10 protein-coding genes are annotated in these 17,792 nt (G+C 43.0%); 5 read left to right on the top strand and 5 right to left on the bottom strand.

Going from position 1 to position 17,792, the window contains the following annotated elements; all coding sequences use genetic code 11:
• Positions 1-230: 230 nt before the first annotated feature.
• Positions 231-410 (top strand): hypothetical protein, encoded by a 180-nt coding sequence (locus ACRRSY_RS18075; RefSeq protein WP_432451865.1) that lies wholly within the window; start codon positions 231-233, stop codon positions 408-410.
• Here the strand turns inward: ACRRSY_RS18075 and ACRRSY_RS18070 are convergent.
• Positions 400-1,548, bottom strand: a complete 1,149-nt coding sequence (locus ACRRSY_RS18070) for a N(5)-(carboxyethyl)ornithine synthase (protein WP_432451866.1) — start codon at positions 1,546-1,548, stop codon at positions 400-402. The genes ACRRSY_RS18075 and ACRRSY_RS18070 overlap by 11 nt on opposite strands.
• A gap of 630 nt (positions 1,549-2,178) precedes the next feature.
• Here ACRRSY_RS18070 and rsgA point away from each other — a divergent pair.
• Positions 2,179-3,219, top strand: coding sequence for a ribosome small subunit-dependent GTPase A (rsgA, locus tag ACRRSY_RS18065; protein WP_432451867.1), 1,041 nt, complete (start codon positions 2,179-2,181; stop codon positions 3,217-3,219).
• 515 nt (positions 3,220-3,734) lie between these two features.
• Positions 3,735-5,312, top strand: coding sequence for an alkaline phosphatase (locus tag ACRRSY_RS18060; protein ID WP_432451868.1), 1,578 nt, complete (start codon positions 3,735-3,737; stop codon positions 5,310-5,312).
• A 169-nt stretch (positions 5,313-5,481) separates the two neighbouring features.
• Here the strand turns inward: ACRRSY_RS18060 and ACRRSY_RS18055 are convergent, their stop codons facing one another.
• Positions 5,482-6,237: an Npun_F0296 family exosortase-dependent surface protein gene (locus ACRRSY_RS18055; RefSeq protein ID WP_432463765.1), complete on the bottom strand. Its 756-nt coding sequence runs from the start codon at positions 6,235-6,237 to the stop codon at positions 5,482-5,484.
• 1,911 nt (positions 6,238-8,148) lie between these two features.
• Between ACRRSY_RS18055 and ACRRSY_RS18050 the strand changes: the two genes are divergently transcribed.
• Complete coding sequence (locus ACRRSY_RS18050) at positions 8,149-10,026, top strand: methyl-accepting chemotaxis protein (RefSeq protein WP_432451870.1); 1,878 nt, start codon at positions 8,149-8,151, stop codon at positions 10,024-10,026.
• A 203-nt stretch (positions 10,027-10,229) separates the two neighbouring features.
• On the opposite strand, the gene ACRRSY_RS18045 is transcribed toward ACRRSY_RS18050, so the two are convergent.
• Positions 10,230-13,199, bottom strand: a complete 2,970-nt coding sequence (locus ACRRSY_RS18045; RefSeq protein WP_432463764.1) for a DUF3857 domain-containing transglutaminase family protein — start codon at positions 13,197-13,199, stop codon at positions 10,230-10,232.
• A 305-nt stretch (positions 13,200-13,504) separates the two neighbouring features.
• Here ACRRSY_RS18045 and ACRRSY_RS18040 point away from each other — a divergent pair, with 305 nt between their 5' ends.
• Positions 13,505-14,806: a methyl-accepting chemotaxis protein gene (locus ACRRSY_RS18040; protein WP_432460044.1), complete on the top strand. Its 1,302-nt coding sequence runs from the start codon at positions 13,505-13,507 to the stop codon at positions 14,804-14,806.
• A 133-nt stretch (positions 14,807-14,939) separates the two neighbouring features.
• On the opposite strand, the gene ACRRSY_RS18035 is transcribed toward ACRRSY_RS18040, so the two are convergent.
• Both ACRRSY_RS18035 and ACRRSY_RS18030 read right to left on the bottom strand, forming a co-directional pair.
• Positions 14,940-16,046: an anhydro-N-acetylmuramic acid kinase gene (locus ACRRSY_RS18035; RefSeq protein WP_432460043.1), complete on the bottom strand. Its 1,107-nt coding sequence runs from the start codon at positions 16,044-16,046 to the stop codon at positions 14,940-14,942.
• A 9-nt stretch (positions 16,047-16,055) separates the two neighbouring features.
• On the bottom strand, positions 16,056-17,633 hold the full coding sequence (locus ACRRSY_RS18030) for a peptidoglycan DD-metalloendopeptidase family protein (RefSeq protein WP_432463763.1): 1,578 nt from the start codon (positions 17,631-17,633) through the stop codon (positions 16,056-16,058).
• Positions 17,634-17,792 lie beyond the last annotated feature (159 nt).

Here is a 17,792-nt window from a genome sequence, read left to right as displayed (position 1 = left end):
TTAATATGAAAAGCCGATGCTAACGCATCGGCTTTTTTTATATCTAATTTTAAGCTCGCGATTTTCATTCATGTTTAGCGCGTTGGATGAGAGTTATAAACAACGCTTTTGTGAATAAAGCTAATCGACATCCTCTATTTGATTACGCATCTATATCAGAGCGAGCAGTATCAATTCAAATGGCTTTAAACAAGGTGCATGCTTACAGGCCTTCATCTTAAGGCGAGACCATGGAACGCAGCATAAAGCTATTTGAAACTTACCGACCAGATAACAGGACCAGTTTACCATTTGGTTTTGTTATTTCTAAGGGCTCCTCCATTGCGCTATTACTGGCTTTGAGTTCACCGCGTATTGCATTTTCAGGGGGACTCTCGCTGGTGCTTGTTGAATTTGATTTCACTCGGTAATGGCGACGTGTGGATAGCTTGGCTGGCGATGCTGAAAGGCTAAAATTTCTTCCTTTTGGATCACTCCGCGATCAATATTGATTGCTCGGCGAATGGTGTCACTGTTTTGCCAACTGGCGCGCCCCGCTGCGATCGCAGGGAGATGAACGATAAGCGCGGCAGAAATAGACCGAGAGGCGCTTTCCCACAAATAGCTTGGCGTATGGTCTACAGCGTAATAATCAACATTTTCAACGCTAAATATGGGATCTTGAAAGGTTGTGGGTTTAGCAAAATAAAATCCCATGCCATCGTCACAACTCACATCAATGATTAAGCTACCGTCTTTTAAGCAGGATTTTTCTGCCTCGGTGACAAAATGCACTGGATGATGGGTATCTTGATAAGTGCCATTAATAATAATGCTTGATTCACTAATCAGCTCTGCTAGTGGTCTTTCCGATCCATCGTGCTCGATGATAACCATTCGAGCTTCGCCCTCAGCTCCTTCTCTAAAAGTAACATAATGGCAATCAAGCACTTCTTCGCGCACTTCATGATCAGGACGTTGAATACAAATGGTAATATCTCTGAAGCCATGTGCTTTAAGTGCATAAATGGCACCACGACTTACCGCACCAAAGCTGAAGATAATCACTTTGCGTTGATTACCATAGTGTCCGTCAATGCCTTTCAGTTGCAGCGCATGAATCACCGCGCAGTAGCCCGCCATTTCGTTATTCTTATAAAAAGTATGTCGTCCGACTTGTCCTTGAGGGCCCCATACGTACATATCTTCGAAGGCTATCAAGGTTTGCTTGCGGTTAATTGCGGTTTGAGTGATAGCTCGTTGCTGAGTGCAATGCGGGTAACCCCAAAGAGTGCCGCCTTCTCGAAGTTGTTCAAAGTCGGCAAGCGTGGGTTTTGCAATAATGGTGGTATCCATGGTCTCGAGTATCTCATCTCGTGAGGCAAGCCCTGCTACTTGCGTGGTAAGTTCTGCATCGGACATTCCAAAACGTTCTCCGTAGCCAGTTTCAAAGGTTAGCTGTTTACGCAGTGCTTCTGGGAGTCGAGATAAATGCTCAGGGTGGATTGGAACGCGTCGTTCGTCTTGCTTTTTAGAGGTGCCTATTACGCCTATTGAAGATGTTTTCATAATATTTCCTTTGCTTGAGCGAGCGCGTCAGCAGGATGCTAACAATAAACGTCACAAGCTTAGTGGGGCTATATTGGTAATCGAGGAGGCTTGAAAATGAGAGCTCGTTGATGCGAGAGGGGATGCGAGTCATTTGATACCGTGGAGCGTAGTCTAACACAATTAAGCGCAAGTTTTCGGAGCATTGGCCAGATCCACTGGCGAACAAGAACCCTACTTGGCGAATAACTGAACCGTCATGCGCCTTGCAGGAGAGTCTTCAGCGCAAAATTTTTTACTCAAAATATAGATATTTTGCACTATCCAATATTTTTAACTGCGAATTAAATGTTGAACAAAAGTGAGTATTCAGCTTACCTGCCCTAAGGGATCTGCCGCCCCAAGAGTCAGCGGTGCTTGTTACACGCAGTATGTTTGAATTGAGTGATGAACATCATTGTTAGAGTAAATTTACTGGTATTTTGTTATGATTGGCGACAATTTGAACACACATAAAGGACATCTGATGATTGTAATTAAAACTCAACGGGCTCAGGATTTAGCTTAAGTCATTTCTTGTCAAAGCCCGTATCTCCGGGGCGTTTCACTACGTCTTAAAATTTCACAAATTATGTGTTTGGAGTAAGCTCAATGGGCACTTCTTTTTCTCTATCTCAACTAGGATGGAAACCTTTTTTTCAACAACAACTTCATTTCGACGAGCTCAGCTTATTTCGGCCTGCTCGAATATTTGAACAACATCGAAGCGAATATTTACTTGCTTCTGAACAGGGGCTGGAAAGGCTGGCGATTACCCCGAATATGCCAAAAATGGCGGTCGGAGACTGGCTGTTACTCGAGCAACGCCAGTTTGTTCGGCAACTTGAACCTACGACTCTGTTTCGTCGTAAAGCGGTCGGTTCGCGCGCCGAGTTACAGCTGATTGCAGCGAACGTAGATACATTGTTTTTGGTGTGCTCAGTGAACTATGATTTTAAGCTCAGTCGTATTGAGCGCTATTTGGCCTTAGCTCATGAAGTAAAGGTTGCCCCAGTTGTGGTGCTGACTAAAGTGGATCAATGTGAGTCAGCGGAATCCTACATTGAACAAGTGCAACAACTGGATCCAATGTTGCTTGTAGAGGCGGTGAATGCCTTGGATGCACAGCAAGTTAGCCAGCTAGAAAGTTACTGTGGCGAAGGGCAAACAGTGGCTTTTATGGGCTCGTCTGGTGTGGGTAAGTCGACCTTAATTAATACTTTGTTAGGCGAACCTACGAGTCTTACGGCTAGCATTCGAGAAAACGATAGTAAGGGGCGGCATACCACCACTGCGCGATCGATGCATATCATGCGGCGAGGCGGCCTATTACTCGACACGCCTGGCATGCGTGAACTGCAGTTGAGTGATTGCGAAGAGGGCGTAAAGGCTACCTTTAATGATATCGTTGAATTGGCCGCCCAATGTAAATTTGCAGATTGTCAGCACGAGCGTGAGCCTGGTTGTAAAGTACGTTTGGCGATAGAACAAGGCCAGTTTTCTGAGCGTCGTTTAAGTAACTATCGAAAACTGATGCGAGAACAACAGTTTAATGCTGCCAGTATCGCCCAGCGTCGTGCCAATGACCGAGATTTTGGTCGAATGGTAAAATCGACTTTGGCTGGTTCGCGAAAGCGTAAGTCACAGTACTGATTTGTGGTGACTTTATTTTTCGATATGTTGGTTAAGGTCGATTAAGGTCGATTAAGAAAACCAAACTCATAGCGTATGACGCTATGAGTTTTTTATTTTTGGCGAGCTGGAGCAGTACAAGGGCATCACATTTCTCGAAGCTAAATGGTCGATTGCGAGATCGAATATTGCCTTCGATTTATATCAACTAAGCGAGATATTGCCTAATCATGGTCGACTTTTAGTTAGCATTTGTTTGCTTAAATGATGTTCATCATTGCGCTTGGCTAAGTGATTTTTCTGGTTATTCAATCCGCCTGCGGCTTGAGAGTTAAGATGTGCTTTTTTCATTAACCAGTGGTTCATTTCATTTTTGGCAAAGGCGCTTGATTGCTCTGCGGCAACGTTATACGAGATTAAGGGGTCGTATTTAGCGTGATTATTATGTTTGAGTCGTCAAACAAATCACCTTTTGTCATAAAACTGTCAAACAACCTTGTTTAACTACCGCCGCATTTATACATAAGGAACATGAAATGAAGCAGATCGTTAAACCCCTCGTTTTCGCCGCAGCCACCTCGATGTTTTCTTTTTCTGTTTTATCGGCAGAAATTAAGAACGTCATTTTAATGATTGGTGATGGCATGGGCCCGCAGCAAGTCGGGTTATTAGAGCTATACGCGAACAATGCACCGCATTCTATCTATCGCGGTGAAACCACTGCATTGTATAAGCTGGCCCAGGAAGGCGTGATCGGTTCTTCGTTAACTAATCCAGAGGAGGCCATCGTTGTTGACTCTGCATGTTCTGCAACGATGTTAGCTACCGGGGTATATACCGCCTCTGAGGTGATCGGAATTAACTCAAATGGCGATCATGTAGAAACGGTGCTGGAAAAAGCCAAACGGATGGGCAAAGCCACCGGACTGGTTTCTGACACCCGTCTCACCCACGCGACTCCTGCAGCCTTTGCTGCCCATGAACCGCATCGTTCTTTAGAAAATGAGATTGCGTCTGATATGTTGGCAACTGGTGCCGATGTGATGCTGTCTGGTGGTATTCGTCATTGGATCCCTAAATCTACCAATGATAAAGGGGAGACTTATAAGGCGCTTGAGTTATTGACTCAGGGCGATGTGAAGCTTAAGTCTAAGCGTAAGGATGAGCGCAATTTGCTGAATGAAGCGCAAACCCAAGGCTACAGTTTGGCATTTAATAAAAATATGTTGGCAAATGCGTCAGGTGACAAATTATTAGGTTTGTTTTCTTATTCGGGGATGAATGACGGCATTGCTTATAGCCATACTAAAAATGATCCGAAACGCACTCAACCAACATTGAAAGAGATGACAGACAAAGCTCTGGAGGTATTGGCTAAAGATCAGGACGGCTTTTTCCTTATGGTGGAAGGGGGGCAAATTGATTGGGCTGGACATAGTAACGATGCTGGCACGATGTTACATGAAATGATCAAATTCGATGAAGCGGTCAATTCAGTTTATGAGTGGGCGAAAGGTCGTGAAGATACCTTGATCATTGTGACCGCAGACCACGAAACAGGTTCGTTCGGTTTCAGCTATTCTTCAAATGACTTACCAAAACCAGAAAAACGTACTGGCGAAGCATTTCAAAAACGCGATTATGCGCCTAACTTCAACTTTGGTAAGTTTGATATTTTAGACGGTTTGTATAATCAGAAAATGAGTTATGCAGATATGCTTGCTCAGTTCGACAAATTGGATAAAGCGCAACAAACTCCAGATCATTTAGCTGAAATTGTGAACGCAAATAGTGATTTTTCGATTACCTCTGAGCAAGCAGCTCATGTGATGGCAACCAAGCCAAATCCATACTATAAAAAAATGCATAGCTACTTATCTGCGAATGATGTGCCTGCTATTAATGACTTCGACGCGTTCTTCCCTTATAACGACCGCGGTAACGTATTAGCGCGCCAACATGCGACGGGCCAAAATACGGTTTGGGGTACGGGCACGCATACTCATACTCCGGTCAATGTTTTTGCGTGGGGACCGTTAAAAGAAATCATTCCGGTTTCTCGAATTATGCACCACTCTGAATTGGGTCAATATATTAAAGATATGGTGAAATAGTCGGCGGTTTTCACGCTAATATTTACACGATGTTCTTGTCAAACGGTGCTAAGCAAAGGTTTAGCACCGTTTTTACATTTATAAATAAGAATTAGTTTATGGAGAATGCGCAGTGACCGAACCGCCAGCACTGTTCGGATTATCCTTTAGGTATCAGAGCCCAAAGGCTCTATCGAGCGTGTTCAGTTCGCTGCCTGCACCTAGTCTGACGAATCATCAATAGTAACAACCCCAAGCCGATTAACCAGCTGCTTTTGGGCTCAGGTACGCTGACCGCCGCTAATGTTAAACCAGTAATGCGCTCGCGCTGGATGCTGGTTGTGTGATTATCGGTTTCGAAGTTTCGGCCAAAGAACTCGATTGAGACTATTTTATCAGCCTCTGTTTCTGCAAATAAATTGACATAGCCATAAGGCTCGCGTTTATTTCCGCTCACTCTCGTTGGGCTGCCGTAGTGCTCGGGTTCCAATACGGCTGCATCTAAAATTTGGTGAGTGGCAAACATTAAGTTTTCAGACTTGGTGGTAATACGCAATTGATTACCACTATCACCTGCGCTCCACCAAAAACCAAAATACCCGACGGCTTGGTCAAAACTTAATTTTACAGCGCTGTTATTCGGAATAAATAGGTATTTCCCTTCGCCAAATGCCCCCCCATAAACCCCAAATTTGTGGATCTTCGCGGTGCCTTTATTTACCGAGTAATAGCCAAAATCGGCTTGGTAACCCTTGGCTAGGCTGTTGTTCGATAGTAGGTCAAAATCTTCGGTGAGGGTTAATCCGCTCACTTGAGAGCTTTGAATGCCTGGTTTTTCGATACTGTAGATAACGCCTGCCTGGCTGGCTAATGAAGTGAATACTGTTGTTAGAATGCTTGAACAGAGTGTGAATTGCATGAGTATTTTGTGAAATCTTGCTTGCATTTGATACCTCGACTGGATCGCGCTAGCGTTGGTGGTTTTAGGTGCTGTTGATTACCGAGTAATCCAGTTTCATGCCAGTTTTATTATATTTTTATTTTTCAATTACTTATCGCTTAGTTCTTATTGAAATAGAATACATTTCTCGAAATGCAAACTAGGTATTCGCTTTTTGCAAATTCGATTATTCTTTTGATAGTTCAAGGGGGAAGTACAGTTTGTGGGAGAGGGACTCGTTATTGACTTGACGGTGCTCTCTTGGTCACTGAATCGTTTATTTAATTGATGATTTGTATTTGTTAGCTTTATGACAGGAAGGAATCATAGAATAATTATTGCCCCTGATAATTTTTGAGTTTAAATTGGCTTGTACAAGGATAATATTGTATTAGTTGTTTGGTTATATATATGAACCACAACTAATACATGCAGTTATACTTTAGAAAGCGGCATGATATAAGTATCTATTTTAAATGGGTTTTTTACCTGATTTGTGTTGCTAAAATCTACTTTTGTATATAGGATTTTTTATATTATTATTGCTAAGCAAAGCTTTAAAAATACCAGCCAATTAGATTTAAGTACATCCGCAGGCTATGCCTATAAAAATTTAATTACATGTTTAAAAATAACGTATGGGGCTTAGATGAGTCAGTTAACTAGCTTAAGTCATCAGTGTACACTGTGACATCTACCTTATGCCATCGTTCATCCGCTTGAAGGCATAAGTAAGCACTGCTATTTGCCGCGCACGACCCTGTTCCCCCCGAGAATGCAGTATCGGGTTGTTTGTGATCGGGATAATCATTGTAAACAACTCTCAAGGCTGGTCTGGCAATCGACCACTTAGTTCAGTTCAACTGGGTGAGCAATGGTCAACAAGAGGTGAGTGTTGCAGGCTATTTTAGATGAAGCAGCAAAGCTAGCGATTAATGCTTTTGATTCCTCACACATTATGTCGGTGATATAAAAAAGCAACTGGCCAATGCTTAGATGGCCGTCAAGCTCCAATCAAGCGCTAAGATTTATCTCGCTCTGATGCTTAAACCAGATCGACAGCTATACCTTGTCGAAGAGTGTTTTCCGCTAGGCTTATATTCTTAGCAGAAGCCAGATACCAATACTTATTCCCAAGCGTTTTCTTGTCGCTGCGTGAACAGAGAACTCTCAGTAACCCTTCGAGTAAATCTGAGGGTGGTTTATTCGCATCGATGATGCGCCTGTGGGGACTTATTCGAAGCGAACCATCGCTGCATTAGGCTTGGTATTCGTTGCGATGCGCTAAAATTATTTGTATATGCTGGCATTCAGGTGCGCATAAAAATAGCTCTAAATGGCTAGTAGCGGTTTCACATCGATAGGTGTCAGTTATTCGAGACAGCTCCCTTCAATTAGTTTTTATCAATTGGTGGAGCGGTATTTACTAAATGCTATTTTTAAATGAGTCGAGAATATATCGGACTCAAATAACGGCACTGGTCTATTGAATGCGATTTTGTATTGTAAAATATTGTTCTTTCTGGAATTGAACACTGTAGTCAACTCTATGCAGAGTTTAAATCCTCTGCAGCTGCCATATGGAATAGTGTTTTAATCTAGAATATATATTCTAGCGGTCTAATATATGGCATTTGTCTTATTCTAGGTATTTTGCTTATTCACAAAAAAATCACACCGGAAAAGTAAATGACTTCCCTCTGCCTTCATTGAGAGAAATTTATTAAAGGTTTTGCTTCTAAGCCCTTAAAAATCATCTAATATATATAAAAACGATAAACGAGAGGGTAATCAGAAGTGCTACAATAATTAATCTTTTATTTCTATCTCCCATCTAAGTCATATATTCATCCCGGCCAAGTTAGGTCGAGATATTGACTGTTTTCTGATTTGTGAAGTGATACATAGAGAGCTTATATGAACAAATTTAAACTTCAAATTGTTGGCACGCTCAGTGCCATTATCCTCATCATCGTAGTGCTGCTATCGAGTCTAAGTTTTAATTCTTTCAGAACAGAAAGTATTTATTTACATGAAGAATTACTTCGTGAAAGAACGATCACTGTTGAGACTAAATTGAATGAAAAACTCAAAGCTTATAAGCAGATGTTATCTTCGATTCAAGTTGCTCCTAAGGATTTTTCCGACGCAGGCCTATCTGAAAAATTGGTCACTGAGCTGAAGGCATTACGTCGTTCGATGGGCAAGATAGGCGATGGTGTTGCGGTATTTAACAGAGATGGTGAAGTGTATTTTGAAACTGGTAAAAAGCTTAGTTTTAATGTGAAGGATTTGAACCGTGCATTTTACACGGCCTTGTTCAAACAAGGAGAAAGCTTTTTTGTCTCGCCTCCTTTTGAGTCGAAAGAAAGTGGTAATACGGTTGTCGCGATTGCTTATAAGCTCAGCGATTCAGCAGCCGTGGTGGCGAATGTATATTTGGCTTCAATACTTGAAGATATTGCGAACCGTAAAGATATGGTTTTATACACCGCCGATGGCACTATTTTGCTATCCGCCTATCCAGATTTTGTCGGCAAAAATATCTTTACCAAGCGCCCTCTATATAAACAGTTTAGCCCAGAGTCACCGAAGTTATCTTACGAAAGCGAAGTGAATGGCGAAATGGTCGCCTTCACTGCTTTTTGGGGAAAACTTGAACAGGCGAATATGAACTTTATTACTTACATTCGTAATGATCAAATTCATGAGAGCGCAGATGAGCAGTTATGGACATCTATTGTTATCGGTTTGTTTTGTCTGATTATTGCTATTTTAGTTTTATTAGTGGCCTTGAATAAGCTGGTGATTAAGCCGGTTGGCGGCGCTCCCGATGACATTGCAGCTTTAATGGAAAGTATGTCGAAGGGACATTTAAGTCAAAATCTAAAGGTGACGGGTCAAGAGACAGGAATCTATCTTTCATTGGTGAATTTATCCAGACAACTGAATGAGTTGGTTAATAACTCTCGAAGCATTTCTGAAAGTGTTTCTTCGGCATCTCAAGAGTTGAATGTGGTTATGAATGAGACTCAGAACAATGCCAATCAAGAGTTGATACAAGTCGAACAAATCTCAACTGCGATTAATGAGTTGTCATCAACCTCTCAAGAAGTGAGCAGTAAGGCGGGTTTAGCGGAACAAGATGCCGAAAAAGCTCAAGCGAATGTGTCCAGTGGGCAGTTGGTTTTAGAAGAAAATATTCGTCTTACGGATCAAATTCATCACTCGGTAACAGAGGCTGCCACTATTGTGGAAGAACTCAGGCAGTTTGCTATTGAAATTGGCTCGGTCACTGAAGTGATTACCAGTATTTCGGAGCAAACTAACCTTCTGGCGCTCAATGCCGCGATTGAAGCTGCTCGCGCTGGTGAACAAGGACGTGGTTTTGCGGTGGTTGCCGATGAAGTGAGAAACTTGGCATCGAAAACTCAATCATCGACAGTCAAAATTCAAGAGATTATCGAAAAACTGCAATCTCAATCGGATAAAGCAAATCAGCATATGATTGGGAATGTAGAGTTGATTGAAGGCTCAGTAACTTTGGCCGACCAGATCAAAGCATCTTTTGAAGATATTTCGACAGCGGTAACATCTATTTTGGACATCAATAGCTTGGTGGCCGAATCTTCACAGCAGCAATTCATGGTGACGGAAGACATTTCGAAGATTACGACACAAGCTTTTGACTCCGTGAATCAAAATGTTGCAGCGGTGAGTCAGACTTTACAAGCATCGGAAGAGTTAGCGCAGCTGGCTGAATCGCAGAAAAAAGAGTTGTCTTTCTTTCATTAGTAAATCAAGTTCGCTTGTGTTCAAAACTTGGCTTGGTCGCTTGAGACGGCAAAGCCAAGGGCCGAGCACTAGGCCCATCATCGAGAAAGGCTCATGTCTTGCTGAGTCGTGGTGGGCTCGAATAGCTTGATTGGCGTTGATAGCCTTATGGCGGATACTTCAAGTCGCACTCAAGGGTATCTATCCTTATGCGAAGCATTGATTTAAGGACTGGCTTGCCAGTGTTTTTTTAGTGCTGTAACAAACTGTTGATCCTTATGGTCAACATTGGAAACGTAAAGTATAAACTCACTACCGTCTTTTCGAATGACCGTCACGGTCGAGTTTTTGTTGACGGTTTTTGCCCAATCAACTTTAATCTGTCGGATCTCGCTATAGGATGCTAGCTGTTTGTTTATTCGTTGCTCATCGTCCTTCCAATAGGAGAACACATGGCGCTGGGTGAAGCCATTTCCATCATTTCCCACAAAGAATAAAGCATCACTATAAAAGTAATCTATTTGATCTCCGGGTTTAATAATACCCTGACGCTGCATGGTTTTTATATCGTGGTCTAGCAGCCATGTACCTTTCACAACGGTATCACTTGGAATGACTCCAAATGATGAACTTACTTGAAACATAAATAATGGGGCCGTTAATATCGTCAATAAATAGTGGCGGAAACGCCACTTTGAGTCTCTCAACATGGCTGCTGAATCTGGGCCATTAATAAATAAAATATAGTTTGCTAAAGGAATCACGAGGGCAACACTAAGTAATAATGAAAGGAGTTGCCAATAGTCTGTATTAATGATGAATCCACTTGCTGAATAAATCAAAGCAAGCAATATTGCAAGCCATTTGTTGGGTAAGTGGCTTTGAGTAAAACGTTGCTCATTATCAGTTTTGAGTTTACGCCATAGTGGATAATACCAAAAAATACTGAAACAGGCTCTGGCCCAAGGCATTGAAGCGTTTTGTTCTTGCTGTTTTATATATTGAAAGTTCTGATAAAACCAATACACGGCATATAAGCCAAAGCTCAGTACCCACATCAGGGCTAGCTTTACTATCGAGACTGGAAAGAACAGCGCTTCAGTCTGGTCGGCAGTGTGCTTACGCTCCATGAGCCATAATAACATCACCAGTAAATAGAGCGCTCCATATACCATAAGTACGGTGGTAGCTGTTAGATACTGCATCAGCCAAGCGAGCGTCGGATTACCATCAGCTGCTGACGAATGACTTTGAATGATGCTATAGCTGAGGTGGTCTTGGGTTTTTTGGATAGCCTTACGATAAGCTGAGTAATCTTCTGGTGATATATGATCCAGTTTACTTTGATATTGATAGATTAAACTTAGCTGTTGTTTCGCTTTATTGAATTTGACCTGATGACTGAAGTGAAAAAATGGATTGTCTTCAACAAAGCTCTCATTATCAAAATTCCAGTCGCCGTCTGTTAAATCGATATCAATGGTTTGTTCTACGCGATGCGGATAACTGAGATAAAGCGGGTCAATCCGGCTTAAATCATCGGGAACCTGAAGCGAGGAACTCACTAAATTCGCATAAAAATCGGCTTGAGTGCGCTGTTGTTCGGAGTCGTTTTGCCAAAAGTTTTCAATTTGGTATTGCTCGTCGCTGCGCAATATATTCAGTTCGGTGTCATCCGTATATCGAATGGCTTGTGATACTGATGTTTTTGGGTAATACCCCTGAAAAAACTTTAAATAATCTTGCTGGATTTGCTCGAGACTATTTTCGGCTAAACGCTGGCGCTGTCTTTCGGCATCTTTACCGATATCTTGGGTTGTTGATAAGAACTGGCTTGGGCCTTCATCGGCAAGGATAAAGTGGTCGTGAACCAAAACGCCATGCTTGGCCTGAGAGACTTGCATCTGCGTTAATTGCTGGTGGTCTTTTAATAGCACCAAGGCCTTGCCAAAATCGGCTTGGTAAATATTATCGATGTGACCATGTTGAAAACTACGGGTGGGATCGAGCCAATAACGCCGTCCTTTATATTCAAGATAGGTAATCACATGATCAAAGGCCTGAACGTTTGGCAAGATGCTATCCAATTTGTCTTCGGTATTTACTAGCGCCGGATAAGCCTTAAATCCTAATTCTTTGAAGAGTGTGAGTAATAATACGGTTTTGTCTTTACAGTCGCCGTAGCGATTACGCAGCGTTTCGAAAGCAGGGGTGGGAATGTGTGAGTTTTGGTTGAGCTCGATGGCAAAGTAGCGAATTTCATCTTGAACGAAACGTAATGCGGCTGAAATTTGTGCTTCTCGATCGTGATGCTGTGTTTGAATATCGCTGACTAAGTTTTTGATGTGTTGGTCGACGATCATCGCATCACGGTAGAATGGTTCACTCCAACGAGCGACTTCCGCCCAAGACTGAAGCTCACTAAAATAGACCTTTGCTCTGGGATCGAAGCCAATCGGTGTATTGTCCTCAATTCTTAGCGCTTCAATCCAATTTTTTTGGATCAGGTATTCTGTCCCATGAACTGTTTGATTTTCGATGACCTCTTGCTCAGTATTTTGTAACTGGTAGTAAAGTGGTGTGGCCTTGTTCCATAGGATCCGTAACGAAAATTTAGCCAAAGGAACCGACCAATTGAGTAAGCGTTGATAGGCAAAAATATTTTGGTAGGCTGGATTCATGCCCTGGATACTGTAACTGTATTCGATAATATCGCCGACGCGAACATCATCGAGAATGATATTAAGTGTCATTTCCCCCTGATAGACCAGTTTTTCCAATTCTTCTTCACGTTGGAGCAGCTTGATAAGTGCCGAGTTGCGTTTATTGATGGGCTGTTGGTCTCTAATCACTTGGACCGAATGCAAGCGCAATTGTTGGTAGCTAGGGTCAAAGTCGATATTGATTTGGGAGTTATTTTCGACCCCTGTTTGATTCACGATGTAATCAGCATAGTGATAGTAGAACTGTGATTGTTGCTCTTCAACCTTGAGCTGAGTATCTGCTAATAAGTAATAGACACCATTTTGAATTTGATTATTTTGAATAAGCTCGGGATCAGGGAGAACTATCTCGCTCACCCAGTTTGGTTTTGGTGCGGTGGGAATATGATCGTCGGCCTCACTCATCGCACAGAAAATCAACAGCAAGCAGAGTAATAATTGAAGGGATATTTTATTTTGAACAATCTTCATTTGCTGTGACTTTAATCCTTTAAAACAGCTAATTACATGAATGTTAGATTTTTGTACATTTTGTCAGTATGCCATTAGTTTACAGTTGACTCAATAAGATCAAAAAAAACAGACTCTTATGATCGAGCACAGCGGAATATACGTGATTAGGCGGTGCGATATAACAATATTTAAAAATGTGTGTGATGTTCAAGATATTTAATTCGCTCTATGGTGAACACCGTTCTATATTTTAGTGGCACCACATTGATTTTATACCGCAATAGTATGTTAAGAACGCTTATTGTCATAGTAAAGGGGAACCTATGTTCGCAACCAAATTGAAAGCAGAATTAGCCAAAAATATTGAAATGATGAGCGAACTAGAGGGGATAGTGTCTTCGATTAAAGCCAGTGTTGCCACCATCGAATTTTCGACAGATGGAAAGATACTCGATGCCAATCCTTTATTCTTAAAGACGATGGGCTATCAACTTGATGAGATAGTTGGTAAACACCATTCGATGTTTTGTAAGTCAGCATATGTCGCTAGTCATGAGTATCGCAGTTTTTGGCCCGAGCTGAGCAAGGGAGTTGCGCATCAAGGGACTTTTGAACGAGTGGCTAAAAATGGTCACACCGTTTGGCTTCAGGCAAGCTATTTTCCAGTTAAAAAGAATGGCTCGATTTTCAAAGTTATGAAAATCGCCAATGATGTGACGCGAGAGTATTTAGAGTTAGAGAGTAAAAACAACATTATGCAGGCCTTGGAACGGTCTTTAGCGATCATTGAGTTTGATCCTCAGGGAAATATATTGCGTGCCAATGATAATTTTTTAGCCACGGTCAAATACAGTCAGGAGCAAATTAAAGGACAGAAACATAAGATGTTCTGCGATGAGCTTTTTTACCAGGAAAACCCAAATTTTTGGGCCGACCTTGCCAAGGGAGAATTTAAGTCTGGGCGGTTTTTACGAAAGACCAGCTATGGCGAGGATGTTTGGCTGGAAGCAACTTATAATCCGATTATTAACCGTGAAGGCAAGGTGACTCGGGTCATTAAATTTGCGACCGACATTTCTGCGCAAGTCGCGAGAAACTTAGCCGTGGCAGAAGCCTCTGAAATTGCATTGAGTACTTCTATCGAAACCGCACAAATCGCCAAACAAGGCTCTGAGCTTTTACAAGACTCGGTTCGGCTTTCTGGCGGTATTGCTGATCAAGTCAAGCAAACTTCTGGGCGAGTACAAGAATTGAATATTAAGTCCCAGAGTATTGAGGCGATTGTTTCAACGATTAAAAGTATCGCCGAGCAAACCAACTTACTGGCCCTGAATGCGGCGATTGAAGCGGCCAGAGCTGGTGAACAGGGGCGCGGATTTGCAGTGGTTGCGGATGAGGTGCGCTCATTAGCTTCCAGAACCAGTCAATCTACTTCTGAGATTGCCGAAGTGGTATCAGAAAACCAGAAATTGACCAGTAGTGTCACCAAAGCCATGGAGGAAGTTGCGGCTATTTCAGCCGAAGGTATGGATAAAATCTCTGAAGTTTCAACGGTAATGGATGAAATTTATAAGGGAGCAGAGAATGTTTCGAATACGGTGACGCAACTCTCCGAAACTCGCTAGTCGTTTTACTGGCGGGATGACGCGCCATTCAGTTGTTGCCCTCAGGCAAGTTTATAGTATCTGGTTTGGCACTTTTTACTCGAGGCTGTCGTTTGACGCTTTACTTCGGCGCTTAATTCGCAAGATTGGTCTCTTACTTTGCAGGATATAGTGCCCCCAAAATTGCTGCTCTGCTTGCTCCGGTGACCGAACTCGCATTGCCTGCTTGTTGTTTGATGAAGCAGCGAGCTAGCCAGGCAAATGCCATCGCTTCTAGCGCTTGTTCTGGGATCCCCAGTTCTGAGGTTCGACTGAGTCGTAAGTTGGGAAGGGCCTTGGCTAGTAATTCCAGTAAAAATGGGTTGTTATCGCCGCCGCCACAGACATAAACACAACCCTTATCATGCTTGTTCAGTGACTGAGCAATGCTTTGAGCGGTAAGGTGGTACAAGGTGCATTGCACGTCTGCAGGTTTGATTTTAGCGAATCGGGCTTGTTGGAGATGGGTATCTAGCCAAGCTAAATGAAAGTACTCTCGCCCTGTACTTTTGGGGGCGGGTAGGCAGAAATAGTTATCACTGAGCAAACAGGTCAATAATTCGGGATTTGGCTGGCCACTACGCCCCCAATGACCATGGTCGTCATAGGCTAAGCCTTTTGGGTGGTGGCGTTGAAAATGCTGGTCAAGTAAGGTATTGCCGGGCCCCGTGTCGTAACCGAGTAGCGTTTGGTTAGCGATGAGGCTAGTGATATTCGCAATACCACCGATGTTTAAAATAAATCGCGCCTCGCTGGGATCACTAAAAATGGCTTGATGGAACGCTGGTACCAGAGGAGCGCCTTGGCCCCCTAAAGCCATATCTTTATTGCGAAAGTCGGCAATCACATCAATACCAGTTGCGACCGCAATGTGACTGGGGCTTCCGATTTGCAAGCTAAATCCGAGTTCAGGAAAGTGACGAATGGTTTGCCCATGGCTTCCAATTGCTTTTATTTGGGTGGGCTCAAGTCGAGCTTGTGCTACCACTTGGTTTGCGGCGTTTGCAAACAGTTTCCCCATTGCCACACTGGCTTGTGCCATTGCTGTTAATTCATTCGTTGCCGGACTACATAAGCGGTGCAGTTGGGTTAATAAAGTGTTAGGAATGGCCTGCTGGTAGTGGGCTAATAAACATGGTGGCTGTTTTGCGAAGTCAACCAACACCGCATCGACCCCATCCATGCTGGTGCCAGACATTAAACCAAGATAAATTTCGCTCATGTGAATTGCTTAATTCATGGTCAATAATACACGTTTGGTATTATCGAGTTGGGCAATCCGTGACTTAGCCGTAGGCAAGAAGCGTTTTTTCTTATCACCCTTAAGTGGCGTAGACGTCGGTAGTTTCACCGTTCGAGGGTTTTTATGTACACCGTGAACCAAAAACTCATAATGTAAATGTGGCCCGGTAACACGACCGGTAGCGCCTACCGTACCAATTATTTTCCCTTGTTTAATTCGTTGTCCAGTTTTTACATAACGTTTTTTCAAGTGCAAATATTTGGTGACATAGGCACTGCTATGTTGAATAAACACATAATTGCCATTGTATTGATTGTATCCTGATTTTATCACCCGGCCATCGCCTGCAGCCTGAACTGGCGTACCCGGTTTCGCCGCATAATCGATCCCATTGTGTGGACGAACCTTTCCTGTCACCGGATGTAAGCGGCGAGGATTGAAATTGGAGCTGATATATTTAAAATTGACCGGCGCGCGTAAGAAGGCCTTGCGCATGGGGCGCCCTTCTGGTGAATAGTAGTTATCATCATCGTCGTTGCGAACCGCTCTAAATACTTCGCCCTGATTAATAAATTCAGCGGCAATAATATTGCCATTGCCAGCATACTGTCCGTCAACATAGTATTCTTCAAACAACACCATAAAGCTGTCGTTGCTGCGAATGTCGAGAGCAAAATCGATGTCCCAACCAAAAATGGCCGCTAAAGCCATGATTTGTCCCTGACTGAGTTGTGCGCTAATCCCGGCATTCCAAAAACTTGATGTAATGTTGCCTCGCGCAAAATTGGTTCTAATTTCTAGCGCTTTTGTTTCCACTCTGGCCTGAAATTGTTGCTGTTCATCACGCTCAATAATTAAGGTTTGGTATTTTGAGCGTGGATAACGTAATTCTATTAACTGGTCATTTTCATCTAAGTAAAAATCTAGTTTATCGCCAGGATGCAGGGTTCGCAGTTGATGTGCTTCGCCGCCTAACTGATCGATTTGATAGAGGCTCTTTGCGCTGAGTCCAACACGAGAGAATAACAACGCCATACTATCGCCAGATTTTACAGTTTGTCGTTTTAGGGTATAAAAATGTTCTTCTTCGGGCTTGAGTTGGCTGCTCTCGATTGCTAAGTCTAAACGGTAACGAACACCACGTTGTAGTGGCTGTTTGGTATCGAATTGGCTGAGCCGTTGTTGCACTTCGCTTGCTGTTAGACTTTCCTTTGAGGCGTTTTCAGTCGCATTGAGAGTTAAGGCGCTGATTGGTTTTGGCTGCAACGAAGGGCTTGCCTGTGGAGCCGCTGAGCTCGCTTGTTGTAAGTGCGCTTGGTTAGCGGTCGATTGACTGCTATTGGCTTTCTCGTGAAGATCTTGTGAGTTGTTTAAATCACTGCTGGCTGGCTCTGAGGTCTCATTTGAAGGCAAACTGATTTGAGCTACCGGAGCAGATAAATCGATAGGTTGGCGTGATTGTTCTGCTGAGACGGGAGGGTCGCTGGGAAAGAGCAGTGCGGCCAGCACTACAATCAGCGCAATCAATAAGAGCCGTCTATGACGTTTTGGTAATAAGCTTGCCAATCTACTTCCAACATACAAACAAGAGATTAGGCCGATTGTAGCTAGATGCCGGTCAGAATGCCAGATTCAGTGCGTTTGCTGGCGATTTATCCATAATAAATTGAAGCTAAGACCCAATTTGGCGCAAGTTGACAAAAGGTGGTGCAAGCGTTTTCGCTT

The sequence above is a fragment of the Agarivorans sp. QJM3NY_33 genome (assembly GCF_050870865.2).
Lineage (GTDB): Bacteria > Pseudomonadota > Gammaproteobacteria > Enterobacterales > Celerinatantimonadaceae > Agarivorans.
This window is presented reverse-complemented; position numbering and strand designations above follow the sequence as displayed.